At 60.1% G+C, this 24807-nt stretch carries 26 protein-coding genes and 1 pseudogene; 19 read left to right on the forward strand and 8 right to left on the reverse strand.

Features of this window, described 5'->3' with window-relative positions; all coding sequences use genetic code 11:
- The first annotated feature begins 639 nt into the window (after positions 1-639).
- The 8 genes from PMI21_RS15005 to PMI21_RS14970 all read left to right on the forward strand — a co-directional run bounded on the left by PMI21_RS15005 (position 640) and on the right by PMI21_RS14970 (position 10332).
- Positions 640-2040: a polynucleotide adenylyltransferase PcnB gene (locus PMI21_RS15005; protein WP_007938066.1), complete on the forward strand. Its 1401-nt coding sequence runs from the start codon at positions 640-642 to the stop codon at positions 2038-2040.
- 3 nt (positions 2041-2043) lie between these two features.
- On the forward strand, positions 2044-2529 hold the full coding sequence (gene folK / locus PMI21_RS15000) for a 2-amino-4-hydroxy-6-hydroxymethyldihydropteridine diphosphokinase (RefSeq protein WP_007938067.1): 486 nt from the start codon (positions 2044-2046) through the stop codon (positions 2527-2529).
- A 272-nt stretch (positions 2530-2801) separates the two neighbouring features.
- The gene (gene panB / locus PMI21_RS14995; RefSeq protein ID WP_007938069.1) at positions 2802-3602 is read left to right on the forward strand and encodes a 3-methyl-2-oxobutanoate hydroxymethyltransferase; all 801 of its coding nucleotides are present in this window, start codon (positions 2802-2804) and stop codon (positions 3600-3602) included.
- Positions 3599-4459 (forward strand): pantoate--beta-alanine ligase, encoded by an 861-nt coding sequence (panC, locus tag PMI21_RS14990; protein ID WP_007938070.1) that lies wholly within the window; start codon positions 3599-3601, stop codon positions 4457-4459. Before panB ends, panC begins: the two co-directional genes overlap by 4 nt.
- 112 nt (positions 4460-4571) lie before the next feature.
- Positions 4572-4952 carry an aspartate 1-decarboxylase gene (gene panD, locus PMI21_RS14985; RefSeq protein WP_003228271.1) on the forward strand — a complete coding sequence of 127 codons (381 nt, stop codon included), beginning with the start codon at positions 4572-4574 and terminating at the stop codon, positions 4950-4952.
- A 227-nt stretch (positions 4953-5179) separates the two neighbouring features.
- The gene (pgi, locus tag PMI21_RS14980; protein ID WP_007938073.1) at positions 5180-6844 is read left to right on the forward strand and encodes a glucose-6-phosphate isomerase; all 1665 of its coding nucleotides are present in this window, start codon (positions 5180-5182) and stop codon (positions 6842-6844) included.
- A 188-nt stretch (positions 6845-7032) separates the two neighbouring features.
- Positions 7033-8970, forward strand: a complete 1938-nt coding sequence (gene acs / locus PMI21_RS14975; RefSeq protein WP_007938075.1) for an acetate--CoA ligase — start codon at positions 7033-7035, stop codon at positions 8968-8970.
- A gap of 183 nt (positions 8971-9153) precedes the next feature.
- Positions 9154-10332, forward strand: a complete 1179-nt coding sequence (locus PMI21_RS14970) for an acetyl-CoA C-acetyltransferase (protein ID WP_007938078.1) — start codon at positions 9154-9156, stop codon at positions 10330-10332.
- 191 nt (positions 10333-10523) lie between these two features.
- Here PMI21_RS14970 and PMI21_RS14965 read toward each other — a convergent pair whose 3' ends face one another.
- On the reverse strand, positions 10524-11126 hold the full coding sequence (locus PMI21_RS14965) for an NADPH-dependent F420 reductase (RefSeq protein WP_007938080.1): 603 nt from the start codon (positions 11124-11126) through the stop codon (positions 10524-10526).
- Between the two features lie 110 nt (positions 11127-11236).
- Here PMI21_RS14965 and PMI21_RS14960 point away from each other — a divergent pair, with 110 nt between their 5' ends.
- A complete protein-coding gene (locus PMI21_RS14960; protein ID WP_007938082.1) occupies positions 11237-12133 on the forward strand; it encodes a LysR family transcriptional regulator in 897 nt (298 codons plus the stop codon).
- A gap of 16 nt (positions 12134-12149) precedes the next feature.
- Here PMI21_RS14960 and PMI21_RS14955 read toward each other — a convergent pair whose 3' ends face one another.
- Positions 12150-13469 (reverse strand): Nramp family divalent metal transporter, encoded by a 1320-nt coding sequence (locus PMI21_RS14955; RefSeq protein WP_007938083.1) that lies wholly within the window; start codon positions 13467-13469, stop codon positions 12150-12152.
- A gap of 148 nt (positions 13470-13617) precedes the next feature.
- Between PMI21_RS14955 and PMI21_RS14950 the strand changes: the two genes are divergently transcribed.
- Both PMI21_RS14950 and PMI21_RS14945 read left to right on the forward strand, forming a co-directional pair.
- Positions 13618-14400 carry a hypothetical protein gene (locus tag PMI21_RS14950; RefSeq protein ID WP_007938085.1) on the forward strand — a complete coding sequence of 261 codons (783 nt, stop codon included), beginning with the start codon at positions 13618-13620 and terminating at the stop codon, positions 14398-14400.
- A 247-nt stretch (positions 14401-14647) separates the two neighbouring features.
- Entirely contained in the window at positions 14648-15235 is a 588-nt protein-coding gene (locus PMI21_RS14945) for a hypothetical protein (RefSeq protein WP_007938087.1), read from the forward strand.
- A gap of 11 nt (positions 15236-15246) precedes the next feature.
- Here PMI21_RS14945 and PMI21_RS14940 read toward each other — a convergent pair whose 3' ends face one another.
- Both PMI21_RS14940 and PMI21_RS14935 read right to left on the reverse strand, forming a co-directional pair.
- Positions 15247-15963: an alpha/beta hydrolase gene (locus tag PMI21_RS14940; RefSeq protein ID WP_007938089.1), complete on the reverse strand. Its 717-nt coding sequence runs from the start codon at positions 15961-15963 to the stop codon at positions 15247-15249.
- Between the two features lie 145 nt (positions 15964-16108).
- On the reverse strand, positions 16109-16888 hold the full coding sequence (locus PMI21_RS14935; RefSeq protein WP_007938091.1) for an ABC transporter substrate-binding protein: 780 nt from the start codon (positions 16886-16888) through the stop codon (positions 16109-16111).
- A 321-nt stretch (positions 16889-17209) separates the two neighbouring features.
- Between PMI21_RS14935 and PMI21_RS14930 the strand changes: the two genes are divergently transcribed.
- Positions 17210-17842, forward strand: coding sequence for a type 1 glutamine amidotransferase (locus PMI21_RS14930; protein WP_007938093.1), 633 nt, complete (start codon positions 17210-17212; stop codon positions 17840-17842).
- A gap of 21 nt (positions 17843-17863) precedes the next feature.
- Here the strand turns inward: PMI21_RS14930 and PMI21_RS14925 are convergent, their stop codons facing one another.
- Complete coding sequence (locus PMI21_RS14925; RefSeq protein ID WP_007938096.1) at positions 17864-18298, reverse strand: rhodanese-like domain-containing protein; 435 nt, start codon at positions 18296-18298, stop codon at positions 17864-17866.
- A gap of 101 nt (positions 18299-18399) precedes the next feature.
- Here PMI21_RS14925 and ftrA point away from each other — a divergent pair, with 101 nt between their 5' ends.
- From ftrA to PMI21_RS14900, 5 genes are all read left to right on the forward strand, one after another.
- A complete protein-coding gene (gene ftrA, locus PMI21_RS14920) occupies positions 18400-19371 on the forward strand; it encodes a transcriptional regulator FtrA (protein WP_007938106.1) in 972 nt (323 codons plus the stop codon).
- A gap of 259 nt (positions 19372-19630) precedes the next feature.
- Positions 19631-19819 carry a DUF1843 domain-containing protein gene (locus PMI21_RS14915; RefSeq protein WP_007938108.1) on the forward strand — a complete coding sequence of 63 codons (189 nt, stop codon included), beginning with the start codon at positions 19631-19633 and terminating at the stop codon, positions 19817-19819.
- 41 nt (positions 19820-19860) lie between these two features.
- Entirely contained in the window at positions 19861-20496 is a 636-nt protein-coding gene (locus tag PMI21_RS14910) for a DUF1842 domain-containing protein (protein ID WP_007938110.1), read from the forward strand.
- Between the two features lie 54 nt (positions 20497-20550).
- Complete coding sequence (locus tag PMI21_RS14905) at positions 20551-21132, forward strand: DUF1842 domain-containing protein (protein ID WP_007938111.1); 582 nt, start codon at positions 20551-20553, stop codon at positions 21130-21132.
- A 156-nt stretch (positions 21133-21288) separates the two neighbouring features.
- On the forward strand, positions 21289-22752 hold the full coding sequence (locus PMI21_RS14900) for a GDL motif peptide-associated radical SAM/SPASM maturase (RefSeq protein WP_007938112.1): 1464 nt from the start codon (positions 21289-21291) through the stop codon (positions 22750-22752).
- Positions 22753-22847: 95 nt separating this feature from the next.
- Here PMI21_RS14900 and PMI21_RS14895 read toward each other — a convergent pair whose 3' ends face one another.
- Positions 22848-23213, reverse strand: coding sequence for an SPOR domain-containing protein (locus PMI21_RS14895; RefSeq protein ID WP_007938113.1), 366 nt, complete (start codon positions 23211-23213; stop codon positions 22848-22850).
- A 250-nt stretch (positions 23214-23463) separates the two neighbouring features.
- Between PMI21_RS14895 and csrA the strand changes: the two genes are divergently transcribed.
- Positions 23464-23658, forward strand: coding sequence for a carbon storage regulator CsrA (csrA, locus tag PMI21_RS14890; protein ID WP_007938114.1), 195 nt, complete (start codon positions 23464-23466; stop codon positions 23656-23658).
- A gap of 194 nt (positions 23659-23852) precedes the next feature.
- Here csrA and PMI21_RS14885 read toward each other — a convergent pair whose 3' ends face one another.
- Both PMI21_RS14885 and PMI21_RS30170 read right to left on the reverse strand, forming a co-directional pair.
- Positions 23853-24308, reverse strand: a complete 456-nt coding sequence (locus PMI21_RS14885) for a DUF2214 family protein (protein WP_007938116.1) — start codon at positions 24306-24308, stop codon at positions 23853-23855.
- 170 nt (positions 24309-24478) lie between these two features.
- Positions 24479-24631, reverse strand: a pseudogene (locus tag PMI21_RS30170) (hypothetical protein); the annotation flags it as partial.
- On the opposite strand from PMI21_RS30170, the gene PMI21_RS30175 reads away from it, so the two are divergent.
- On the forward strand, positions 24596-24807 hold a 212-nt coding region (locus tag PMI21_RS30175), incomplete at its 3' end, for a hypothetical protein (RefSeq protein ID WP_177318287.1). The pseudogene PMI21_RS30170 and the gene PMI21_RS30175 sit on opposite strands and share 36 nt — an antisense overlap.

Below are 24807 nucleotides of genomic sequence, written 5' to 3' on the forward strand. Positions count from 1 at the left end.
ACGAAGCCCCGGCTTTTTTTGGCCTCGAAAAACACCATTAGCCCGCCTAACCCCTTGTTTTACTGGGCTTCACAAAAGTTGGCACGCACCCTGCTATATGTTCGGTACAAGAACAATAACAAGTAATGCACAAGACAATAAAAATAAGACGAATCGACTCACGCACAATAAAAACAAGACGGCGAGAGGCGTAGCTAACTGATTCTTTTGGAGAGGCGTTGCATTTGGGGCTTGCCCCGCAACCAGGCCGAGAACAATAAAAAACTGTCTCAAGACAGTGCCTGAACTGGTTGGATCACACGATCATAGCAACACAGCGACCAAAGCAATCCGTTTGCTCTTGGCTCCCGATTGGGAGGGTCATGAAGGAAAACTTCATGGCGAGGGCGCTCAACAAAAACAAGAAGCCCGAAACCAATAATAAAAATAGAGCACGCAACTACTTCTGGGGGAGCTTCGGCTCCCCTTGTGGTTTCTGGCGTTCAGCACTCTCGCTGCTACAAAACCGCCCCTTCAAGACATTCCCCTTCAAGCGCTTGCGCAGCTTCCTACACCATCCCCCGACTAAATGCTAGAATCCCCGCCCATCATGCGGTCATTCTTCGTTATGGCCGAACATTCCTTCAAACAGTGCATCCCATGCTGAAGAAGCTGTTCCAGTCATTCCGTTCTCCCCTGCGTCGTACGCAACACATCCGCAGCACGCCAGAAGTGCTCAATAGCGGCCAACATTCGCTGCAAAAGGCGCAATTCAGCCGTTACGCGGTCAACATCGTCGAACGCTTGCAGAACGCCGGTTACCAGGCTTACCTGGTCGGCGGCTGTGTGCGTGACATGCTGCTCGGCATCACGCCGAAAGATTTCGACGTCGCCACCAGTGCCACCCCTGAACAGGTACGGGCCGAATTCCGCAACGCGCGGATCATCGGTCGTCGCTTCAAACTGGTACATATCCACTTTGGCCGCGAAATCATCGAAGTCGCGACCTTCCGCGCCAATCACCCGCAAAACGACGAGGAGGAAGACAGCAACCAGTCTTCCCGCAACGAAAGCGGGCGCATTCTGCGCGATAACGTCTACGGCACCCTGGAAGAAGACGCGCAACGCCGCGACTTCACCATCAACGCCTTGTATTACGATCCGGTCAGCGAGCGCATTCTCGACTACGCCAATGGCGTACACGACATCCGCAATCACCTGATCCGCCTGATCGGCGATCCGAAGCAGCGCTACCAGGAAGACCCGGTGCGGATGCTGCGGGCCGTGCGTTTTGCCGCCAAGCTGAATTTCGGTATCGAGAAGCACAGCGCCCTGCCGATCCGCGATCTGGCACCGATGCTGCGCGAGATTCCATCAGCCCGTCTGTTCGAAGAAGTGCTCAAGCTGTTCCTCTCCGGCCACGCCGCGGACACCTTCGAGATGCTGGTCGACCTGCAGCTGTTCGATCCGCTGTTCCCGGCCAGTGCCGAGGCGCTGGAATACAACCCGACGTACACCCACACGCTGATCAGTGAAGCGCTGATCAACACGGACTTGCGGATCAAGCAGAACAAACCGGTCACCCCGGCATTCCTGTTTGCAGCATTACTGTGGCCTGCGCTGCCGGCCCGTGTGTTGCGCCTGCAGGAACGTGGCATGCCGCCGATTCCGGCGATGCAGGAAGCGGCGCACGAGTTGATTGCCGAACAGTGCCAGCGCATTGCGATTCCGAAACGCTTCACCATGCCGATCCGCGAGATCTGGGACATGCAGGAGCGTCTGCCACGGCGCAGCGGCAAGCGTGCCGACCTGTTGCTGGACAACCCGCGGTTCCGTGCCGGTTACGACTTCCTGCTGCTTCGCGAAAGCGCCGGCGAACAGACCGACGGCCTGGGCGAATGGTGGACCGATTATCAGGACGCCAACGACAGCGAACGTCGGGACATGATCCGCGACCTCAGCGGCAAGGACGACGGCAGCGGTGCTCCGCGCAAACGTCGCCGCAGTGGCGGTGCCAAGCGCAAACGCGCTGCCGGCGCCTCGAGCGCGACAGGCGAGTAAGCCATGGAACGCATCTACATCGGCATGGGCAGCAATCTGGCTGACCCCGCCGTACAATTGCGCAGCGCTGTCGAGGCCTTGGCACGCTTGCCGCAGACCGAACTGGTCGGTGTTTCCGGGTTTTATCAAAGCGACTCGCTGTTGCCCGGCCAACCGCGTTATACCAACGCGGTCGCCGCTCTCGACAGCCGCCTCGCGCCGCTGGAGCTGCTCGATGCCCTGCAAGCCATCGAGAACGGACAAGGCCGCCAGCGCCTTGAACGCTGGGGCCCGCGCACACTGGATCTGGACATCGTGCTGTTCGGCGATCGACTGATCGACGAACCGCGCCTCAAAGTCCCCCACTACCACATGCAGGAGCGAGCCTTTGTGCTCTATCCGCTGGCCGAACTGGCACCGGCGGACTTGCGCCTGGCCGATGGCCGCACCCTCGCAGAATTACTCGCCGCCTGCCCGTTCGTCGGGCTGGAACGCCTGCCGGCAGCCTGAGTTGCCGCTTTTGACGATACAAGCCCATCGCAAATCTGCTGAATCGCATCAGTAACGCCGGTAACACCCCACACGTAACAATGCGGTAACACACGCAATTGACTTCCCGGGTTCTCCTCACGACTATAGGCGTCCCGCTGCCGCCAACGCGGCGCTAAAGGGCGCAATCCAGGCCTTACAAGCACCACGAAAGAGGGTGCGCCTGTATAAATGACGAATCACGCGCGTTACTCGCAGTAGTTTTCATAGCGCCTGTAATGAGGATTTTTTTCATGCCAGCCATCACCCTGACCACGCTCCAGAGCCTCAAGCAGAAAGGTGAAAAGATCACCATGCTGACCTGCTATGACGCGACCTTCGCCCACGCCTGCAATGAGGCCGGGGTTGAAGTGCTGCTGGTGGGCGACTCCCTCGGCATGGTCTTGCAAGGTCACGACAGCACGCTGCCGGTGACCACTGCTGAAATGGCCTACCACGTGGCGGCCGTCAAACGCGGCAACACCGATGCCCTGATCCTCGCCGACCTGCCCTTCATGGCCTACGCCACTATCGAACAAACCATGACCAACAGCGCGCTGTTGATGCAGGCCGGTGCGCACATGGTCAAGGTTGAAGGGGCATTGTGGCTCGCGGACTCGATCCGTCTGCTGGCCGAACGCGGCATCCCGGTGTGCGCACACATGGGGCTGACACCGCAATCGGTCAACATCCTCGGCGGCTATAAGGTCCAGGGCCGCAACGAGAACCAGGCGCGGCAGATGCGTGCCGACGCGATTTCCCTGGAGCAGTCCGGCGCGGCCATGCTGCTGCTCGAATGCGTGCCGAGCGAACTGGCCGAAGAAATCAGCCAGGCGGTGAAGATCCCGGTGATCGGCATCGGCGCCGGCAATGGCACCGACGGTCAGGTCCTGGTTCTGCACGACATGCTGGGCTTGTCCATGACCGGCCGCGTGCCAAAGTTCGTGAAGAATTTCATGACCGGCCAAACCAGCATTCAAGCCGCCTTGAGCGCTTACGTCACTGAAGTCAAAGCGGCGACTTTCCCTGGCATCGAACACGGATTCTCTGCATGAACACCGTAAAAACCGTACGCGAACTGCGAGCCGCCGTGGCCCGTGCCCGTAGCGAAGGCAAGCGCATCGGCTTCGTGCCGACCATGGGCAACCTGCACAGCGGGCATATCGCACTGATTACCAAAGCCACCCAACGAGTGGACTTCGTGGTCGCGAGCATTTTCGTCAACCCGCTGCAATTCGGCGCCGGCGAAGACCTCGACAAATACCCGCGGACCCTGGCCGCCGATCAGGAGAAGCTGCTCCAGGCTGGTTGCCATCTGCTGTTCGCCCCAACCGTCGAAGAAATGTACCCCGACGGCATGGCCGGCCAGACCCGCGTCAGCGTTCCGCAACTGTCTGAAGGCCTCTGCGGCGCCAGCCGTCCGGGGCATTTCGAAGGGGTGGCGACGGTCGTCAGCAAACTGTTCAACATGGTCCAGCCGGACCTGGCGATCTTCGGCCAGAAAGACTTCCAGCAACTGGCGGTGATTCGCGCCCTGGTGCACGACCTGAACATGCCGATCCAGATCATCGGCGAACCGACCGTACGGGCCGCCGACGGCCTGGCGTTGTCGTCACGCAATGGTTTCCTCAGCGAAGAGCAGCGGGCCATCGCGCCCGAGGTCTATCGCACCCTGACCCGGATCAGCGACGCGATCAAACAGGGCGAGCGCGATTACCCGACGCTGATCAACGAACAGATCAAGCAACTGGAGGCCGCCGGCCTGCGCCCGGATTACCTGGAAATTCGCCATGCACTGACCTTGCGTCCGGCGACAGCGCAAGATCGGGACTTGGTGATTCTGGTGGCGGCGTTCCTGGGCACGACGCGGTTGATCGACAACCTGCACCTGAACCTCGACGCTACGTCTTAACGGCAAGATCAAAAGATCGGGCCGCGTTCGGACGATCTTTTGCGTTGTATTGCCGCCCACAAAGCCTTCGGGCAAACTGCCCCCCGTTCGATTCCGACCCGGGGAAACACTCATGCACGCCATCATGCTCAAGGCCAAGCTGCATCGCGCCGAAGTCACCCATGCTGTACTCGATTACGAAGGCTCTTGCGCCATCGACGGCGAATGGCTGGATTTGTCCGGCATCCGTGAGTACGAACAGATCCAGATCTACAACGTCGACAACGGCGAACGCTTCACCACCTACGCGATTCGTGGCGAAGAAGGTTCGCGCATGATCTCGGTCAACGGTGCCGCGGCCCACAAGGCCAAGGTCGGCGACCGCGTGATCATCTGCGCTTACGCCCACTACAGCGAAGCCGAACTGCTCAACTTCAAGCCGCGCATGCTCTACATGGCGCCGGGTAACGAACTGAGCCACACCAGCAATGCCATTCCGGTTCAGGTCGCCTGACCGAACCGCCCCCCTGCCAGCTTTCCGTTTGTCGGACCGCTCCTGGTTAAATGTTAAAAAAGTACCGGGAGCAGGTCAGACAAAGTCAAGACAGATTGCAGCGCGAGGTTTACTGTATTCGCCCTGCGCCAGAAATCGTGTCGACGCAGTTGACCGGACGCCCACCCACAGCGCTCCGGGATTTTTAGTGTTCAAAAGGCCGTTCAAGTAAAAGGAAAACCGCAGCGATGGCGTATTACCGCACTCCTCACGACGTTACCGCTCTGCCCGCTTGGCAAGCGCTGAATGACCACCGCCAAGCCATGCAGGATTTCAGCATGCGCGAAGCCTTTAATGCCGATCCGCAGCGTTTCACTCAATTCACCCTCAGCAGCTGCGGCCTGTTTCTCGACTACTCGAAAAACCTGATCAACGCCGAGACCCGCAATCTGCTGGTGGGCCTGGCCAACGAAGTCGACCTCAAGGGCGCAATCAAGGCGCTGTTCTCGGGCGAGATCGTCAACGCTTCCGAAGGACGCCCGGCCCTGCACACCGCACTGCGCCGTCCGGTGGGCGACAAGCTGTCGGTCAACGGTGTCAACGTGATGCCCGACGTGCACAAGGTGCTCAACCAAATCACCGATCTCGTGGGCCGAATCCACGACGGTCTATGGCGCGGTTACACCGAGAAGCCGATCACTGACGTTGTGAACATCGGCATCGGTGGCTCGTTCCTCGGCCCTGAGCTGGTGTCCGAAGCGCTGCTGTCCTACGCCCAGAAAGGCGTGCGTTGCCATTACCTGGCGAACATCGACGGCAGCGAATTCCACGAGCTGACCATGAAGCTGCGCGCCGAGACCACGCTGTTCATCGTCTCGTCGAAATCCTTCAACACCCTCGAAACCCTGAAAAACGCCCAGGCCGCACGCGCCTGGTACCTGGCTCAGGGCGGTTCGGAAGCCGAGCTGTACCGTCACTTCATCGCCGTTTCCAGCAACAACGCGGCGGCAGTGGCATTCGGTATTCGCGAAGAGAACATCTTCCCGATGTGGGACTGGGTCGGCGGCCGTTACTCGCTGTGGTCGGCCATCGGTTTGCCGATTGCCCTGGCCATCGGCATGTCGAACTTCAAGGAACTGCTGTCCGGTGCCTACACCATGGACCAGCATTTCCAGAGCGCACCATTCGAACAGAACATGCCGGTGCTGCTGGCGTTGCTCGGCGTCTGGTATGGCAACTTCTGGGGCGCGCAGAGTCACGCGATCCTGCCGTACGACCACTACCTGCGCAACATCACCAAGCACTTGCAACAGCTGGACATGGAATCCAACGGCAAGAGCGTGCGCCAGGACGGTACGCCAGTGTCCACCGATACCGGTCCGGTGATCTGGGGCGGCGTCGGCTGCAACGGTCAGCATGCTTACCACCAGTTGCTGCACCAGGGCACCCAACTGATCCCGGCCGACTTCATCGTGCCGATCGTCAGTTTCAACCCGGTGTCCGACCACCACCAGTGGCTGTACGCCAACTGCCTGTCGCAAAGCCAGGCATTGATGCTCGGCAAGACCCGCGCCGAAGCCGAAGCCGAGCTGCGTGACAAGGGCATGGCCGAGGATGAAGTGCAAAAGCTGGCCGCGCACAAGGTGATCCCGGGCAACCGTCCGAGCAACACCCTGGTGCTCGAACGCATCAGCCCGCGTCGTCTTGGCGCCCTGGTGGCGTTGTACGAACACAAAGTCTTCGTGCAAAGCGTGGTCTGGGGCATCAATGCCTTCGACCAGTGGGGCGTGGAGTTGGGTAAAGAACTGGGCAAAGGCGTCTACAACCGCCTGGTCGGCAGCGAAGAAACCCCGGCCGACGATGCTTCCACCCAAGGCCTGATCAACTACTTCCGCGGCCGTCACCGCGGGTGATCTGACGCCAGTCCTGTAGGAGCGAAGCTTGCTCGCGAAGAACGATGACTCGGTGTATTTGATACACCGAGGCGCCTGCTTCGCGAGCAAGCTCTGCTCCTACAGGTTTGTGTTTGTTTTCGGTATTGAACCCTTTCCCCACTCGGCGCATCTTTATTCTTGTCGCAAAACAAGAATAAGGAACCGTCATGTTCGATATCAGCACGTTCCCCAAAGCCGATGCCGTCCGCCGGGCTGCACAGTTGAGTCAGGACGACTATCAGCGCCTGTACCGCGAATCCATTGAACACCCCAGCACCTTCTGGGCCGAACAGGCCACACGGTTCCTTGACTGGAGCGCGCCGTGGCAGACCGTCCAGCGGTACGACCTGAAAACCGGTGACGCGAGCTGGTTTGCCGGCGGAAAGTTAAACGTCAGTTACAACTGCATCGACCGTCACCTGGAAAAACGTGGCGATCAAATCGCGATCATCTGGGAAGGCGATGACCCCGCCGAATCCACCCAAATCACCTACAAAAAACTCCATCACAACGTCTGTCGACTGGCCAACGTGCTCAAAAGCCGTGGCGTAAAGAAAGGCGACCGCGTGTGCATCTACATGCCGATGATCCCCGAAGCCGCCTACGCCATGCTCGCCTGTGCGCGGATCGGCGCGATTCATTCGGTGGTGTTCGGCGGATTCTCCCCGGACTCGCTGCGTGACCGGATCCTCGACGCCGACTGCCGCACCGTGATCACCGCCGATGAAGGCGTGCGCGGCGGTAAATTCGTGCCGCTCAAACAGAACGTCGACAAGGCCCTGCAAAGTTGCCCGCACGTCAGCAGCGTGATCGTGGTCGAGCACACCCAAAACCAGGTGAATTGGGTTGAAGACCGCGACCTCTGGTATCACCAGGCCCTGCGCGATGTCGGTGACGATTGCCCGCCAGAGCCGATGGACGCCGAAGACCCGCTGTTTATCCTCTACACCTCCGGCAGCACCGGCAAACCCAAAGGCGTGCTGCACACCACTGGCGGCTACTTGCTGCAAGCGGCGATGACCTTCAAATACGTGCTCGACTATCGCGACGGTGAAGTCTTCTGGTGCACCGCCGATGTCGGCTGGGTCACCGGCCACAGCTACATTGTCTATGGGCCGTTGGCCAACGGCGCGACCACGCTGATCTTCGAGGGCGTACCGAGCTACCCCAGCACCTCGCGCTTCTGGCAGGTGATCGACAAGCACCACGTGAACATCTTCTACACCGCCCCGACCGCCCTGCGCGCGTTGATGCGCGAAGGTCCCGAACCGTTGAAGGAAACATCCCGCGAGAGCCTGCGCTTACTCGGCACTGTCGGCGAGCCGATTAACCCGGAAGCCTGGGAGTGGTATTTCAATACGGTCGGCGAGCAACGCTGTCCGATTGTCGACACCTGGTGGCAGACCGAAACCGGCGGCATCATGCTCAGCCCGCTGGTCAGCACCCAACGGGTCAAACCCGGTTGTGCCACCCAACCGATGTTCGGCGTACAACCGGTGTTGCTCGATGAACACGGCAAGGAAATCAAAGGCGCCGGCAGCGGCGTGCTGGCCATCAAGTCCAGCTGGCCGGCGCAGATCCGCAGCGTCTACGGCGATCCGAAACGGATGGTCGAAACCTACTTCAAGCCCTATCCCGGCTACTACTTCACCGGCGATGGCGCACGCCGCGACGAGGACGGCGATTACTGGATCACCGGGCGCATCGACGACGTGATCAACGTCTCCGGGCACCGCATTGGCACCGCCGAAGTGGAGAGCGCGCTGGTGCTGCACGACAGCATTGCCGAGGCCGCCGTGGTCGGTTACCCCCACGACATCAAAGGCCAGGGTATCTACGCCTTCGTCACGCCCATGAACGGCGTCGAACCTGACGACGATCTGAAGAAAGAACTGCTGGCCCACGTCAGCAAGGAAATCGGCAGCTTCGCCAAACCGGACTTGATCCAGTGGGCCCCGGCCCTGCCGAAAACCCGTTCGGGCAAGATCATGCGACGGATCCTGCGCAAGATCGCCTGCAACGAACTGGACAGCCTGGGCGACACCTCAACCCTCGCCGACCCGAGCGTGGTGCAGGGCTTGATCGACAAACGCCTGAACCTGTAAATCCCTCGCACATCCGCCGTTTGGTCGAGCCTTTCGGCGGCTGAGGAAGCGGCTCCGGCATCAGGGTTTGCCGAGCCGAGACCGGCGCGCACACAACCCGACCGGGCGGTTCGCGATTGGAACCGCCCTACGGCGGTGTGCAACCATGGGGCTCGATCGATCACCTTCAAGAGGATTCGCGCCATGCAAGACGTCGTCATCGTTGCCGCCACCCGGACCGCCATCGGCAGTTTTCAGGGTTCCCTGGCCAATGTGTCCGCGGTTGATCTCGGTGCCGCCGTGATTCGTCAGTTGCTGGCGCAAACCGCTCTGGACCCGGCACAGGTCGACGAAGTGATCATGGGCCAGGTGCTGACCGCCGGCGCCGGGCAAAACCCTGCGCGCCAAGCCGCGATCAAGGCCGGTCTGCCGCACGCCGTACCGGCCATGACCCTGAACAAGGTCTGTGGCTCCGGCCTCAAAGCGCTGCATCTGGCGGCGCAGGCGATTCGCTGCGGCGATGCCGAGGTGATCATCGCCGGTGGCCAGGAAAACATGAGCCTGGCCAATTACGTGCTGCCCGGCGCGCGTACGGGTTTGCGCATGGGCCACAGCCAGATCGTCGACACGATGATCAGCGACGGTTTGTGGGATGCGTTCAACGATTACCACATGGGCATTACCGCCGAGAACCTGGTGGACAAGTACGGCATCAGCCGTGAAGCCCAGGACGCCTTCGCTGCCGCCTCGCAACAGAAAGCCGTGGCCGCCATCGAAGCCGGGCGTTTCGTCGATGAAATCACCCCGATCCTGATCCCGCAGCGCAAGGGCGATCCACTGGCCTTCGCCACCGATGAACAACCGCGGGCCGGCACCACCGCCGAGTCCCTGGGCAAACTGAAACCGGCCTTCAAGAAGGACGGCTCGGTGACCGCCGGCAACGCCTCTTCGCTGAACGACGGCGCCGCTGCGGTGATCCTGATGAGCGCCGAGAAAGCCAAAGCCCTCGGCCTGCCGGTGCTGGCGAAGATCGCCGCGTACGCCAACGCGGGCGTCGACCCGGCGATCATGGGCATCGGCCCGGTCAGTGCCACCCGTCGTTGCCTGGACAAGGCCGGTTGGTCCATCGATCAACTGGAGCTGATCGAGGCCAACGAAGCCTTTGCCGCGCAATCCCTGGCGGTGGCCAAGGACCTGGAATGGGACCTGAACAAGGTCAACGTCAACGGCGGCGCGATTGCTCTGGGCCACCCGATTGGTGCGTCGGGTTGCCGGGTGCTGGTGACCTTGTTGCACGAAATGATCAAGCGTGACGCCAAGAAAGGCCTCGCCACTCTGTGCATTGGTGGTGGTCAGGGCGTGGCGTTGGCGATCGAGCGCTAGCCCGAGACCGCGTTATCGTTCATCGCGAGCAAGCTCGCTCCCACAGGTAATCGCATTCTCCCGAGAGCACTCGGTTACCTGTGGGAGCGAGGCTTGCCCGCGAAGACGGCGGCACAGTCAACATTGATGCGCCTGACACACCGCTTTCGCGGGCAAGTCCCCTCACCACAACGGCTGGAAACCTCTGGCCCTCAAGCAAATTTCACCAGGTTCAAGACCGGCAACGGACCGCCCGGGAACTGCACCAGCCGCGCCCCGACACTCAGTTCGCCCAGATCGATTCCAAAGAAGCCCAACCGCTCGATCAACGCTGCCACTTGAGCCTTGGCCTCGGCATCGTCACCGGAAAGAAACAACACTCGCCGCCCACCCTCCGCCGCCGGATCGCTCTCAAGCAGATGCGCTTGAAGGTGATTGAAGGCCTTGACCACCCGCGCGCCAGGCACCCATTCGGCAAATACTTCGCTGGACGGACGGCCCTGCAAAGCCACCGCTTTGAACGATGGCGCCTCGATCGAATTGTTCGCGTCGATGACAATCCGCCCGCCGAAATCCGGCAATCCGGCCAGTGCCGTTGGCAATTTCGACCAGTTCACCGCGACCAGAACAATCGGCTGCGCGGCCGCTTCTTCACGGGTGCCGGCCCGCGCCGTCGGCCCGAGTTCTTCCACCAGTGAGGCCAGGGTTTCCGGGCCGCGGCTGTTGGCGATGACGACTTCAATACCCTGACGGGACAATGCTTTGGCGAAGGCTGTGCCGATGGCGCCGGCGCCGATGATTCCGATAGTGCTCATGGTGTTCACTCCGTAGTGGGTTGGTGGAGTGAATACTGCCCTTGCCATTACGACTTGATTAGACGGTAATGAGTTGAATGATCTTCAAGCATTACTAGCAGGTGTCTGAGATGGAAACCCTCGCCAACCTCGAATCTTTCGTGCGCAGCGCTGAAACCGGCAGCTTCTCCGCCGCCGCACGGTTGCTCGCACTGACGCCCGCCGCCGTCAGCCGCAACGTGGCGATACTTGAACGCAACATCGGTGTGCGGCTGTTCCAGCGCTCGACCCGCAAGCTGTCACTGACCGAAGCCGGCGAACGCTTTCTGGCCAGCATCGGCGGCAATCTGCAGGCGCTGCAGACGGCGATCAGTGCGGTGTCCAGTGATCGCGGGGAGCCGGCGGGTGTGCTCAAGGTCAGCCTGGCGCCGACGTTCGGCATTGACCACGTGTTGCCGCTGTTACCGGGTTTTCTGGCGCGCTACCCGCTGATTCGCCCGGAATGGCACTTTGAAAACCGCCAGGTCGATCTGATCGCCGAAGGGTATGACGCGGCCATCGGCGGCGGTTTCGAGCTGACACCCGGGGTCGTCTCGCGGACGTTGGCGGCGGCGGATGTGGTGGCGGTGGCCTCACCGGCGTACATGGCCGGACGCACCCTGCCCAGCAGCCCGGCGGACCTGGCTCAGTACAACGGCATTGTGATGCGCGGCATTCGCACCGGGCGGGTGCGCCAATGGGTGATGCGGGATAGCGCGGGCAATGAAGCCAGCGCCGAGCTGAGTGAAAACATCGTGCTCAATGACCCGGCCGCCATGCGTGAAGCGGCCCTGCTTGGCCTCGGTGTGACGCTGCTGGTGTCGCCCGATGTCATCGCCCATCTCCAGCGCGGCGAACTGCTGCGCCTGTTGCCGGACTGGCATGCCGACGCGGGATCGATCTCGCTGTATTACCCAAGCCGCACGTTGATGCCGGCCAAGACCCGGGTGTTTATCGATTATCTGGTTGAGGCGTTTGTGCGGGGTTGAAGATCAAACGAATGATTCATCCCACAAACTGCAAAATCAACCAGCTGTTCGCCGCACTGATCACCCCAAACAAGCCCCACGCCAACACCCGAGTTGGCAGCCGATTCACAAACGGCCCCATGAGCGTCTGATCGTTGGTCATGCGAATCAGCGGATACAACGCAAACGGCAGTTGCAGGCTGAGTACCACCTGACTCAACACCAGCAGTTTGCCAATCGCCCCGTCACCCATCAGCCACACGCCGATAAACGCCGGGATCAGCGCCAGCCCGCGAGTGATCAAGCGACGTTGCCAGCAGGGCAAGCGCAGGTTCAGGTAGCCCTCCATGATCACCTGGCCCGCGATGGTGCCGGTGAAGGTCGAGCTCTGCCCCGACGCCAGCAACGCCACACCAAACAGCACGCTGGCCAACGCCCCGCCCACCAATGGATCGAGCAAGTGATAGGCATCCTGAATGTCCACCACGTCGGTATGCCCGGTCTTGTGGAATGCCGCCGCAGCAAGAATCAGGATCGCCGCGTTGACCAGCAGTGCCAGCGCCAGGGAGCCGATGGTGTCGATGCGCGCCAGTTTGACCGCGTCCTGCTTGCTGGCCAGGTCCTTGCCGATCATCCGCGTCTGCACGATCGAGGTGTGCAGGAACAAGTTATGCGGCATCACCGTGGCCCCGAGAATGCCGATGGCCAGGTACAACGGCGCCGCATCGCCGATCACCGAAAGTGACGGTGTGAAACCGCGAGCGACGTCCGGCCAATAGGGTTTGATCAGCAGCAGTTCGACGAAGAAACACGCGCCAATAGTGCCCACCAGCACCAGCATGATCGCCTCCAGCCGACGAAAGCCACGGTTTTGCAGGGCCAATACCAGCAACGTGTCGAACGCGGTGAGCGCGATGCCAAACGTCAGCGAACAGCCCAACAGCAAGTGGAACGCCAGGGCGCAGCCGAGCACTTCGGCGAGGTCGGTGGCGATGATCGAAATTTCCGCCAGCAGCCACTGGGTCCGTGCGGTCCGCGTGCTGTAGCGCTCCCGGCACAACTGCGCCAGGTCGCGCCCGGTGGCGATGCCCAGACGCGAGCACAAACACTGCACCACCATCCCCGCCAGGCTCGCCAGCAACACCACGAACAACAGGCTGTAGCCAAACCGCGAACCGGCCTCGATGGCCGTGGCCCAGTTGCCCGGGTCCATGTAGCCGATGGACACCAGCAAACCGGGGCCGGCAAAACGCAGAACGCGTTTGAAGAACGATGCACGAGGGTCAACGGCAACCGTGCCGGCCACTTCCGGTGGACAAAACGGCGCGGTGCCGACTTTGGGCAAACTGAATTTCACACAAGCATCCGTCAACAGGTGGGAGCGCGCAGCTTAGACGTTTCGCGCACTCGGGTGTAGGCGCTCGACGCTCGCGCAGAGCCCCCCCTTAAGCAATCCATCGCCCGCAATGCTAACGTGACCGGCTCACACAGATGGAGATGCGTGCGTGCTGATGCTCAAACTGCTGGTGATTCCGGGGTTTCTGTTGCTGATTTCCCTGGCCGGCAAACGCTGGGGACCGAGCGTGGCCGGTTGGCTGTCGGGGTTGCCGGTGGTGGTCGGGCCAATTCTGTTGTTCCTCGCCATCGAACAAGGCCATGTGTTCGCGGCTCAGGCGGCAACGGCGGCGCTGTCAGCCATGTTCGCGATGATTGCCTTCTGCGTGACGTATGCCCAGGTCGCACAACGCTTGAACTGGCCGTGGGCACTGACGATGGCGCTGCTGGTCTGGGCGTCGGTGGCTGTTGTGCTGTCGCTGATCCCGCCGTCGCTGGCGCTCTCGGTGATCGCCGCCGCCACCGCGTTGCTGGCTGCGCCGTACCTGTTCCCCTCGGTGCAACCCGTCGTTTCAGGCTCGGTGCCGAAGTCCGACAAACTGCTGCTGCGCATGATGGCTGGCGCCCTGCTCACGTTGGCCGTGACGCTACTGGCCAGCACCGTCGGCGAGCGCTGGAGCGGATTGCTCGCGGTATTCCCGGTGCTGGGCAGTGTGATGGCGGTGTTTTCCCAGCAGACTCGCGGGCCGGCGTTTACCGCGGCGTTGCTCAGGGCCACGGCAACCGGGATGTATTCGTTCGCGGCGTTTTGTCTGGTGCTGGCGTTGGCGTTGCCGAGGTTCGGCTGGATGGGATTTGTGTTGGGGATCGGCGCCTCGTTCGGGATGCTGTTGGTGACTAAACAACGGGCATTGCGCCCAACGCCTTATCGTTTCAACGAACGGCAACGATGATCACCACACGCCCCGCGTAGCAGATGCCGAGCCTGCGAGGCTGCGTTCGGCTGCGAAGCAGTCGTGAAAACAGGCACCGCGGTCTTTCAGATGCACCGTATGCATCGGTTTTACGACGGCTCCGCCGCCGAACGCAGCCTCGCGGGCTCGGCAGCTGCTACGGCAAACGCAAGCAGCGGCAGCTGCTACAAATCGCGATCCATGGGATGATCGCCGTCATAGCGCGACCATCCCACGGAGAGTTTGAATGTCATTGTTGAGTAAAAAAGCCGTTGTTCTGCTGCTGACAGCGGCTGCCAGCCTGGGGGCCTTGAATGCGCAGGCGGCCAAGGCCACTTCCAGCGACAAAGCGCCGACCCAGAAGGTCTCGATGCTCGGCGGCAAGTTCACATTCACCCTGCCCAAGGGCTTTATCGCCAATCCGCTGCCGGCCGGCGACGCGGCCACCGGTACCGCTGGGGCGACGGGTACGATGTACACCAACCAGACCACTAAAACCGTAGTGATCGCCGCCGAAAACACCATTCCCGGCGGCGTCAACGTCAAGGACAACGACGGTGAATTCCTCGATTCCACCGTGTCCGCCTTCGCCACCGAGCAACGCAACGCCTTGCCGGACTTCAACAAACTGAGCGAAAAAAGCCTGACCCAGAAAGGCACAGGGCTAGGCCTTCGACAGATCGACAGCACCGCCACCCAAGGCGGCGGCATGACCCTCGACACCTCGCTGATGGCTGCCTCCGGCACTCGCATGGCCATCATTCAGGTCATCTCCCGCCCCAACGACAAAACCGGCCACGAAACGCTGGTGAAACAGATCGTCACCGGCCAATAAACCCGACCGACTCAGGGATTGAGGCGCTGCAACCAGGCGCTCAAATCCTGCATCTCGGTGGCGCTGATGCTGTGGCCGACACCTTCGTAGGCATGAAACTCAGGCTTGAGTGACAAGCGTTGCAACAGGCTGTCGGCCTCGGTGCCATCGTTGTAGGGCAGGCGTTTGTCGGCGGTGCCATGACCAATGAAAATCGCCAGTGGCTGGCGTTTTTCATCCGGTTTGAGTTCGGCCTTGAGCACCGGCAGGATGCGCCCACTCAACGCCGCAATGCCGCCCACCGCCTCGGGATGACGCAACGCGACTTCATAGGACATGATCGCGCCCTGGCTAAAACCCACCAGGAATACCTTGTCCGTTTCGGTGTGATATTTCTTTGCCGCTTGTGCGACGAAATCCAGCAGCACCTGGCGGCTGGTCTTCAGGTCGTCCGTCTCACCGTTATAGGCGCCCTCGCCCTTTTTGCGAAACCACTGGTAACTGCCCTCTTCCAGCGTCATCGGCGCCCGCACCGACAGGTAGTTGTACTGCGGCGGCAATTCATCCTTGATGCCGAACAGGTCCTGCTCGTTGCTGCCGGAACCGTGCAGGAAAATCACCAGGGGCTGGTTACGGGATTCAACGTTGGCCTGTTCCAGGTATTTGAGTGGCAGATCGGTACGTAGCGGGATTTGAGCGTGGACGGCGGTGGACGCCAGCAACGTGAGCAGAGCGAGAAACTTCAACATAAACCTTCCTTCACAGCGCGCAGGATTCGGGGCAGAGCCTAACATCTCTTCCCGCCGATGCACCGTCTCCCTTCTACGGGGGATGTGTTTCGCAAGCAAAAAAATGGCCACCGCATCAACGGTAGCCACTTTTTTCTACGGCGTATTAATGGCCGTAAACATCGAAGTTGAAGTACTTGTCCTGAACTTGCTTGTACTTGCCGTTGGCGCGGATTTCAGTGATGGCGGTGTTGAATTTGTCTGCCAGCTCTTTATCGCCCTTGCGCACGGCAATGCCGGCACCGCCGCCGAAGTACTTGGCGTCTTCATAGGTCGGGCCAACGAACGCGAAGCCTTTACCGGCGTCGGTTTTCAGGAAACCGTCATCCAGGTTGACCGAGTCGGCCAGCATCGCGTCGAGGCGACCGGCAACCATGTCCAGGTTGGCTTCCTGCTGGGAACCATAACGCACCAGGTCGATGCCGGCTGGCACCAGCACTTCGGTGGCGAAGCGGTCGTGGGTACTGGCGCGCAGTACACCGACTTTCTTGCCTTTGAGCTCGGTCAGCGGATCCTTGACCTCGGTGCCTTCCTTCATCACGAAGCGCGCCGGCGTGTGGTAGTACTTGATGGTGAAATCGACGTTCTTCTTGCGGTCGTCTGTGATGGTCATGGACGAAAGGATCGCGTCGATTTTCTTGACCTTCAGGGCCGGGATCAGGCCATCGAACTCTTGCTCGACCCAAGTGCACTTCATTTTCAGCTGTTCACACAGCGCGTCACCGATGTCCACGTCGAAACCGGTGAGTTTGCCGTCAGGGGTTTTCATCGAGAATGGTGGGTAACCGGCTTCGATCCCGAGGCGAATCGGTTTGGCGTCTTCGGCCACGGCGGTCAGGGACAACATCGACAGTGCCAGGGCACCGAACATCACTCGCTTCTTCATTTATAACTCCTGTGTGCGGAGGCTTTTATTGGCAGCTTTCGATTGGCAACTTTCGGCTAGTGAAGACCGAAGTGGCCGGCAGTCTAGAGCGGCTACAGGAGGGCAAATTGTGTTTAGGCGACAAATACTTATAGAAAATAAGCCGAGGGATTCGAGGCACTTGATGTGTGCTCCGAGGTGGTGCAGGGACTGTAGGACAATCCTTTGCTTCAGACAAAACCTACACGTTTTCGGGTACTGATCCGATCGAAGAGTCGCACTGGCGATGAATAATTTTTTGCGTCACATTGCCCCGCCAACCGCCCCCACAAGAGAAACGTGATGCCTACGCTGAATCTGATCCAGCACCATCCTGCCGAAGGCCCAGGCGCCATTGCTGAATGGGCCCGGTCCCGAGGCATTACCCTGAACGTGTTTCGCGCCGACCTCGGTCAGTTGCCGCCGGTGAGCGCAGCACCGCTGATTCTGTTGGGTGGGCCGTATGAATCCGGTGCCGGGCCGGCTTGGCTGGAAACGGAGCGTCAGTGGCTGGCGGGTAGCCTGGATCAGGGCGCGGCGGTGTTCGCGATTTGCCTGGGGGCGCAGTTGCTGGCGCTGAGCCTGGGCGGCGATGTGCGGCGGATGCCTCGCAACGAAACCGGCTGGACTACTGTGACCTTTGCCGATGCTCAAACGCTGAAGGTACTGGAATGGCACGAAGACGCGATCGATCTACCGCCCTCTGCGCAGTTGCTGGCCAGCAGTGAGGTTTGTGAGCAGCAGATGTATCGCGTTGGCCCGACGCGGGTGGGGTTGCAGTTCCACCCGGAATGGAATGCTGAATCGGTGGCAATCCTCAATGAGCATTTTGGCGAGGAATCGCCGCTGCCCCGGGAACCACAGGACAGCGGCGCCTACGCAGCGGTGTTTGACTGGTTGCAGGTGACGCTCGATGAGTGGTGGGCAGCAGGCTGAAAAAATCAAAAGATCGCTACATCAACATTCACATCCAATGGCGGTGTTGGCCGATCGTTGCACTACGACACTCAACTCAAACCCTTCATCCAGCCACCCGGTCACCCCGCCGATCATCTCCTTGACCGGGTAACCCAGCGCCGCCAGTTTCACCGCGGCCTTGTTGGCGCCGTTGCAGTGAGGTCCGGCGCAATAGACCACAAACAGCGTGGACTTCGGATAGGCCGCCAGGCCATCAGCCGTGATCAATCGACTCGGAATGTTGATTGCGCCCGGCACATGTCCGCGTTCGAACGCCAACGGTCCGCGCACGTCCACCAGAACAAAATCCACCTCGCCGGCCTCTTGGCTGCTGTAGACGTCGGAACAATCGGTTTCGAAGGTCAGACGATTGCTGAAGTGCATCAGGGCGATGGCGGACGGGGCTGCGGGAATCTCGCGAACCAGGCTGGGCATGGGCTGTACTCCAAAGTCTCGGTGGGTGTGAGAAGACTTTATCTGCTCCGGTCTTGCCGCTACAGTGGCGCACAAGACACTCACCGGGAACTTTCCGCCAAATGCAACCCACCCCAGGTTTAGTCGCGATTCTGGCCTACGACGGCCTCTGCACCTTCGAATTCGGCATTGCCGTGGAGATCTTCGGCCTGGCGCGGCCGGAGTTCGATTTCCCCTGGTACGAGCACCGCATCGTTGCCGTCGACCAAGGGCCGATGCGCGCCATGGGCGGCATTCAGGTGCTGGCCGACGGCGGGATGGAACTGCTTGAGCGCGCCCGAACCATCATCATCCCCGGCTGGCGCGACCGCAGCTCGCCGGTGCCCGAGCCCTTGCTCGCTGCCCTGCGCCAGGCTCATGCCCGAGGCGCGCGGTTGCTGTCGATCTGTTCCGGGGTATTCGTATTGGCGGCCACCGGTTTGCTGGACGGTCACGGCGCCACCACCCATTGGCGCTACACCGCTGAACTGGCCGAGCGTTTCCCGAACATTCTGGTGGATCCGGACGTGCTGTATGTCGATTCGGGTCAGTTGATTACTTCGGCCGGCAGCGCCGCCGGCATCGATGCTTGCCTGCACCTGGTCGCGCGGGATTTCGGCACGCAGGTGGCCAACTCGGTGGCCCGGCGGTTGGTGATGTCACCACAACGCACCGGCGGCCAGGCGCAGTTCATTCCGTCACCGGTCAGCCCGACGCCGCGCAGCGATCTGTCGCGGGTCATGCAGTGGGCGCGGGAACGTCTGCACGAACCGCTGGAGGTTCGCGACCTCGCCAGCGAGGCGGCCATGAGTGAGCGCACATTTCTGCGCCGGTTCACCGAAGCCAGCGGTATGCCGCCCAAAGCGTGGCTGCAGCATGAACGCCTGGCCCGGGCCCGCGAGCTTTTGGAGAGTACGGGTCAAAACACTGACCAGATTGCCCAGCACTGCGGTTATCGATCGGTGGAGAGTTTCCGCGTGGCATTTCGCAGCGTGGTCGGCGTACCACCTTCAGTGTATCGGGAGCGGTTTGGGCGTAAGGTCAGTGCTGTTTGAATCATCTTCAGTCCAGGGGCGTTATAGACCGCCCCATTACTTTTTATCAATGGCGATAAAAACAATAATGACTCATGAGGAATCGCACTAACTTATCGCCAATCTTAATATCAAATATCTCGCCCCCTCACCCGCCGCGATAAATAAAACAATATTAAACATTACTCTTGCGCAGCCCATTGCATATTTATCGACGCCTGCTTAACTGCAAAAACTGCTGATGACGGCAGTGCCCGCAAACACCACGGAAGGAATCGTTATGAGCAATTCAACGAGCCATAGCATGCCCCCCTATGGGGTGGCCATCCAAGGCGCGATCAAGGCAGGCAACCTGCCGCAAATGAAGACGCTGTTGAAACAACGCGATGCATCCAAGCCAGAAAACAAAGAGCTAAATGCCGCTTACGAGCAGTTGGCCAAGGAAGTCGCACGCCTGGAAAAGCACTGATAGCTGTTTCCGCTCCCCTTATTGCAATGGAGGCAATAATTATGTCTGGTTCTAATCAGCAACCTGTCGGCTTGTTCCCACTCTGCTACCGAATTGGTACTTCGGCACCGGGCGCACAAAGTCTGGCACTCAATCTTCTGGTATTTACCCCTGAACAAACGGTAAGCGGCACTGCCACTATCACTCAGGCCACCAACCCGCCATTGGATGTGCACTCCGATGTCTGGGGCGAATACACCTACCTGACGGTCATGAGCCCTGGTGTCAGCAAGATCCTGATCACCGCTCAAGGCAATAACGGCGGCCCAGGCTCGAACTCCATCGTGAATTTCAAGTTGCATCTGGTGGTCGGTAGCGACTGGAGAGAAGGCGTCGCCAATTACGAGTACTACAACGGTGAACGGTGGGTCCAGGTCACTGCTCCCGCTCATCTTGTCGAGTCGGTACCCTCCAACGCTTATAAATCAGTGCCTTTGGAGCCCGGCCCGGTCATTCCAGCCTATCCACCGATCATGCCGCTGTACGCCGCACCGATTCAAAGTGCCATTGCCAGCGGTGACCTGGCCCAGATGAAAAACCTGGCGCGCCTGGCCCAACAACAACTGGATCAGCAACCCCAACTGCAGAGCGCGCTTGAAACGGCCAAGGGCGAAATCAGCCGGCAGGAACGCCGCTGACCCGCTCACGAAACATGCCCGAGTTGTCCAGAATACAAATAAGGGAGTAGCACCATGTCAATCGGACTTTTTCATACCCGCCTGAATGTCAGCAATCATCTACTGGGCGCACCGGTTTTAACCCTGGATCTGCTGGTAGATACCGTAAAGAAAAAAGTCAGCGGGGTTGCCAGCATTTTCCAAAGCACCTATCCGCCTCTCAACTTCCGTGCCCGTGTATGGGGTGAGTATTCCGAGGCCAAACTGGTACCGACGGCCGAAAACCACATCATCCTCACCCTGGCGGGCAGCCCGAGCGGCCCTCTCAGCCAGATCGCCCAGACTTTCGGCTTGAAAGGCATTTTAGGCGCCGATTGGGCGAGCGGTTATGTCGACTACAAGTACCAGGACCAGGGCATCTGGCATTACGTGAAACACGCAGCTGTCAGCCAGGCCCCTGTGATTGAGCGCCCAGAGCATCCGCACCATGCGGTGCCGCTCTATGCCGTCGCGGTACAGCAAGCGCAAACCAGCGGTGACCTGGCGCAACTGAAGTCCGTAGTGAGCCAGGGTGAACAGCAACTGGCCAACAGCGGTGCGCTGCGCAGCGCACTGGAGCAACTGAAGGCTGAAATCGCCCGCCTGGAGGCCCGCTAACCCGCACAGCCCGGGCTTGGTCCTTCCTCAAAAAGTGGCCGAGCCCGGGATCTTTTCAACAACAAAAGGTAAATCCGCTCGCGCCATTTGCCCAAGGAAGGCGCGAACACTTCGATGGATTCGTGCCGCGCACGCGTTGGTGCGCAAGGATTTCCCATGTCAGACAGTCGCCCTGCCCGCTACCTCAGTGAAACCGACCTCAAACGCTACGTGCCGGTGCATGTGGTCTGGGAAATCACTCTGGCCTGCGATCTCAAATGCCTGCATTGCGGCTCACGCGCCGGCCATCGACGTCCCGATGAACTGAACACCCGGGAGTGCCTGGATGTCATCGATTCCCTGGCGGCACTCGGCACCCGCGAGATCACCCTGATCGGCGGCGAAGCCTATTTACGTAAAGACTGGACGCAACTGATCCAGGCCATCCACGATCACGGCATGTATTGCGCCATACAAACCGGTGGCCGCAACCTGACACCCGCGAAAATGCAGGCCGCGGTGGACGCCGGGCTCAATGGCGTCGGTGTGTCACTGGATGGACTGGCCCCACTGCATGACGCAGTGCGCAATGTTCCGGGCTCGTTCGACAAGGCGGTGGACACCCTGCGACGCGCCAAACAGTCCGGGCTTGCGGTGAGCGTCAACACACAAATCGGCGCGGCCACGTTGCCCGACCTGCCCGAGCTGATGGACCTGATCATCGACCTCGGCGCTACTCACTGGCAGATCCAGCTGACAGTCGCCATGGGCAATGCTGTCGATCACCCGGAGCTGTTGTTGCAGCCCTACCAACTGCTGGAGGTGATGCCGTTGCTGGCGCGCCTCTATCGCGAAGGAGTCGATCGCGGCCTGCTGATGAACGTGGGCAACAACATCGGTTACTACGGCCCTTACGAGCACATGTGGCGTGGTTTCGGTGACGAGCGCGTGCACTGGAGCGGCTGCGCCGCCGGCCAGACCGTGCTGGCGCTGGAAGCCGACGGCACAGTAAAGGGTTGCCCGTCATTGGCAACGGTGGGGTTTTCGGGTGGCAACGTACGCAACATGAGCCTGCACGATATCTGGCATTACAGCGAAGGCATGCACTTTGGCCGCCTGCGGTCGGTCGACGACCTGTGGGGCTACTGCCGAAGCTGCTACTACAACGATGTTTGCCGTGGTGGCTGCACCTGGACCTCACATTCCCTGCTCGGCAAACCTGGCAACAATCCGTACTGCCATTACCGCGCGCTGGACCTGCAAAAACACGGGCTGCGCGAGCGCATCGTCAAGCTCGAGGACGCGGCAAAAACCTCCTTTGCCGTTGGACGCTTTGATCTGATTACCGAGCGCATCGATACCGGCGAGAAGGTGAACAGCGTCAGCGACAGCGGCCAGGTGATCAAACTGGCCTGGGCAAACCAGGGCCAGAAATCGCCGGACGAAGGACGTATTCCACCACAACTGGCGCTGTGTCGTGGATGCTTGCAGTACATCCATGCATACGAAGTGACGTGCCCCCACTGCGACGCCGATGTCGCCGCCGCGCAAGCCGTGCACCAGGCAGACCGTGCCCGGCAACAAGCGATCATCAACACCCTGACCGGCCTGCTGGGGTTACCGCAAAATACCTTGATGTAACGTTTATGCCGACACATCACCAGGGGAGCGACCTCACAGATCGCTTCCCTGGCACATCACCCGGCATGCGGGTCTGCGCGTTGCGAAAAGGACGATTACTGAGCCGTCGGGTGTTCGACGATCAGCGATTCGATGTTCATTTTTTTCGCCCGGGTCAGCGCCGCCGTTATTTCAGCTTGCCTGGCCTGCGCCTCGGCTTGCGAACCGAACGGCCCGACCAGAATACGAACCTTTCCATTTTCCTTCACGACGTTGGGAACGAAGCTGTGCTCAATCAACCAACCGCTCAGGTCACTGACCGCCTGGGGTGTCTCACCACGCACTTCGACGTCCCACTGCGGGCCCGTTACCGCCGCGGGGACGGAGGCGACTGCCGGTTGCGGCTTTTGAGCGTCAACCCCTTTATCCTCACCGCATCCGGCCAGCGTCAGTACCGCGATTACCAAGACCATTTTGCGCACAACGCTTTCCTCCGAATGCTTAAAGCGGCGATTTTAACATCCATGGATCCATCCCGAGTGCCGCAAAATGGGCTCAAAACAACGAGAATGATGGTGGCGGCCTCTGTATAGTTACACCTTGGGAATTAATGCAGCATCTGCGCGTCAGAAAGAGGCACCCAAACCGTGAAACTTCGCACTAATCTATATCTAATACCGACCTCTGCACTGTCCGAACCAGGTGCCCTACAAAGCAATCAAGGAGAAAACCATGCTGATACTCACCCGCAAAGTCGGTGAAAGCATAAACATCGGTGATGACATTACGATCACCATTCTGGGCGTTAGCGGCCAGCAAGTCAGGATTGGCATCAACGCCCCGAAAGACGTTGCGGTGCATCGCGAAGAAATTTATCAACGCATTCAGGCTGGCCTGACCGCCCCGGACAAGCCGCAAACGCCCTGAATCCTGCTGCAGTCAGTAGCCAGCCCATTCTGCCTCGAGTAACGGCTGGCTAAGATTCAAGTGCCGCATCGTTCTGCGCTCCGTCTCTCTTTGCGATGCAATCGCAACACGGAGCCGATACTACTGCCCTGGCTCCTGCCATGACTGTCAGACGTTTCGGATTTGCTGCGAGAAAGAGCGCTCCCCCTTCCCGGCTAACCAAACGTCACACCTCGCGCCATGCCCGTGGCCGCCACGACCATCAGCACCAGCAACAGCGCTTCGATATGACTGATACGGGCAAACAGCGTTGCACGCCCGGTATCGATCGCTACGCCACGCCCCAGCGCAATCCGCCATTTGATCAGCGCCACCATCGGCGCAATCTCGAGCAACAGGATGAAGACCAAGAGCGTCATCTTGAGATGAAACAGAGGTTGGTGAAGATAGTAATCAGTGCCTTTTTCATACCCGCCAAAGGCACGCATCCCACCCGTGATCAGGAGAGTGACTGCAGAGATCCCCCACAGGTTATCTGCAATCAAAACACGGCGAGCGTCCCCTGCCCCGGCACTCAGACGACGTAACGCCGTGCCGCGGGTCAGTACAGCCCAAAAGCCCAGACCAAAGGCCAAGAGGTGAATCGCCGCCAGAAACCAGTGAGCCAGCATCGACATACTCCCATCAGGACAAAGTTGAATCAGCCTTACAGTAGTAGTCCATCGTGTGGGATTTGCTCACGCAGGTGGCTGCGCCGATTACCCGCACATCACCATCGGGCAAATAGCAGGCGAAAAAAAACCGGGCCCCTGATGGAAACCCGGCTTTGAGAGACCAGGACTTAATCCAGTCGATTTGAAATCGAAGTGCGAGCGTTGCTCAACCCTTTCGTATTGTGATCGCCAGGCGTAGTGGCCGAAATGGCAGAGGCCTTCGTCACTCCTCGCGTGTCACTGGAATGCGCAATACCCGAAGTGACTGCGCCATGGCCGCGGTCAGTGTTACGTACGCTGCCATAGTGGTTGCCTTTGACGCCATGATCTCGAACGGCTTTGCCGGCATGATCGCTACTCAAGCCTGCGCCACGGCCGACGTGGTCGCTGCTCAAACCGGCACCACGGCCGACGTGGGTGCTACTCAAGCCTGCGCCACGGCCGACATGGTCGCTGC

Source organism: Pseudomonas sp. GM18 (assembly GCF_000282195.1).
GTDB lineage: Bacteria > Pseudomonadota > Gammaproteobacteria > Pseudomonadales > Pseudomonadaceae > Aquipseudomonas.

What these genes read in the sequence shown, in the direction of transcription:
- PMI21_RS15005 (WP_007938066.1), top strand. Translation starts at nt 640, where the DNA reads ATGCTGAAGAAGCTGTTCCAGTCATTCCGTTCTCCCCTGCGTCGTACG.
- folK (WP_007938067.1), top strand. Translation starts at nt 2,044, where the DNA reads ATGGAACGCATCTACATCGGCATGGGCAGCAATCTGGCTGACCCCGCC.
- panB (WP_007938069.1), top strand. Translation starts at nt 2,802, where the DNA reads ATGCCAGCCATCACCCTGACCACGCTCCAGAGCCTCAAGCAGAAAGGT.
- panC (WP_007938070.1), top strand. Translation starts at nt 3,599, where the DNA reads ATGAACACCGTAAAAACCGTACGCGAACTGCGAGCCGCCGTGGCCCGT.
- panD (WP_003228271.1), top strand. Translation starts at nt 4,572, where the DNA reads ATGCACGCCATCATGCTCAAGGCCAAGCTGCATCGCGCCGAAGTCACC.
- pgi (WP_007938073.1), top strand. Translation starts at nt 5,180, where the DNA reads ATGGCGTATTACCGCACTCCTCACGACGTTACCGCTCTGCCCGCTTGG.
- acs (WP_007938075.1), top strand. Translation starts at nt 7,033, where the DNA reads ATGTTCGATATCAGCACGTTCCCCAAAGCCGATGCCGTCCGCCGGGCT.
- PMI21_RS14970 (WP_007938078.1), top strand. Translation starts at nt 9,154, where the DNA reads ATGCAAGACGTCGTCATCGTTGCCGCCACCCGGACCGCCATCGGCAGT.
- PMI21_RS14965 (WP_007938080.1), bottom strand. Translation starts at nt 11,126, where the DNA reads ATGAGCACTATCGGAATCATCGGCGCCGGCGCCATCGGCACAGCCTTC.
- PMI21_RS14960 (WP_007938082.1), top strand. Translation starts at nt 11,237, where the DNA reads ATGGAAACCCTCGCCAACCTCGAATCTTTCGTGCGCAGCGCTGAAACC.
- PMI21_RS14945 (WP_007938087.1), top strand. Translation starts at nt 14,648, where the DNA reads ATGTCATTGTTGAGTAAAAAAGCCGTTGTTCTGCTGCTGACAGCGGCT.
- PMI21_RS14940 (WP_007938089.1), bottom strand. Translation starts at nt 15,963, where the DNA reads ATGTTGAAGTTTCTCGCTCTGCTCACGTTGCTGGCGTCCACCGCCGTC.
- PMI21_RS14935 (WP_007938091.1), bottom strand. Translation starts at nt 16,888, where the DNA reads ATGAAGAAGCGAGTGATGTTCGGTGCCCTGGCACTGTCGATGTTGTCC.
- PMI21_RS14930 (WP_007938093.1), top strand. Translation starts at nt 17,210, where the DNA reads ATGCCTACGCTGAATCTGATCCAGCACCATCCTGCCGAAGGCCCAGGC.
- PMI21_RS14925 (WP_007938096.1), bottom strand. Translation starts at nt 18,298, where the DNA reads ATGCCCAGCCTGGTTCGCGAGATTCCCGCAGCCCCGTCCGCCATCGCC.
- ftrA (WP_007938106.1), top strand. Translation starts at nt 18,400, where the DNA reads ATGCAACCCACCCCAGGTTTAGTCGCGATTCTGGCCTACGACGGCCTC.
- PMI21_RS14915 (WP_007938108.1), top strand. Translation starts at nt 19,631, where the DNA reads ATGAGCAATTCAACGAGCCATAGCATGCCCCCCTATGGGGTGGCCATC.
- PMI21_RS14910 (WP_007938110.1), top strand. Translation starts at nt 19,861, where the DNA reads ATGTCTGGTTCTAATCAGCAACCTGTCGGCTTGTTCCCACTCTGCTAC.
- PMI21_RS14905 (WP_007938111.1), top strand. Translation starts at nt 20,551, where the DNA reads ATGTCAATCGGACTTTTTCATACCCGCCTGAATGTCAGCAATCATCTA.
- PMI21_RS14900 (WP_007938112.1), top strand. Translation starts at nt 21,289, where the DNA reads ATGTCAGACAGTCGCCCTGCCCGCTACCTCAGTGAAACCGACCTCAAA.
- csrA (WP_007938114.1), top strand. Translation starts at nt 23,464, where the DNA reads ATGCTGATACTCACCCGCAAAGTCGGTGAAAGCATAAACATCGGTGAT.
- PMI21_RS14885 (WP_007938116.1), bottom strand. Translation starts at nt 24,308, where the DNA reads ATGCTGGCTCACTGGTTTCTGGCGGCGATTCACCTCTTGGCCTTTGGT.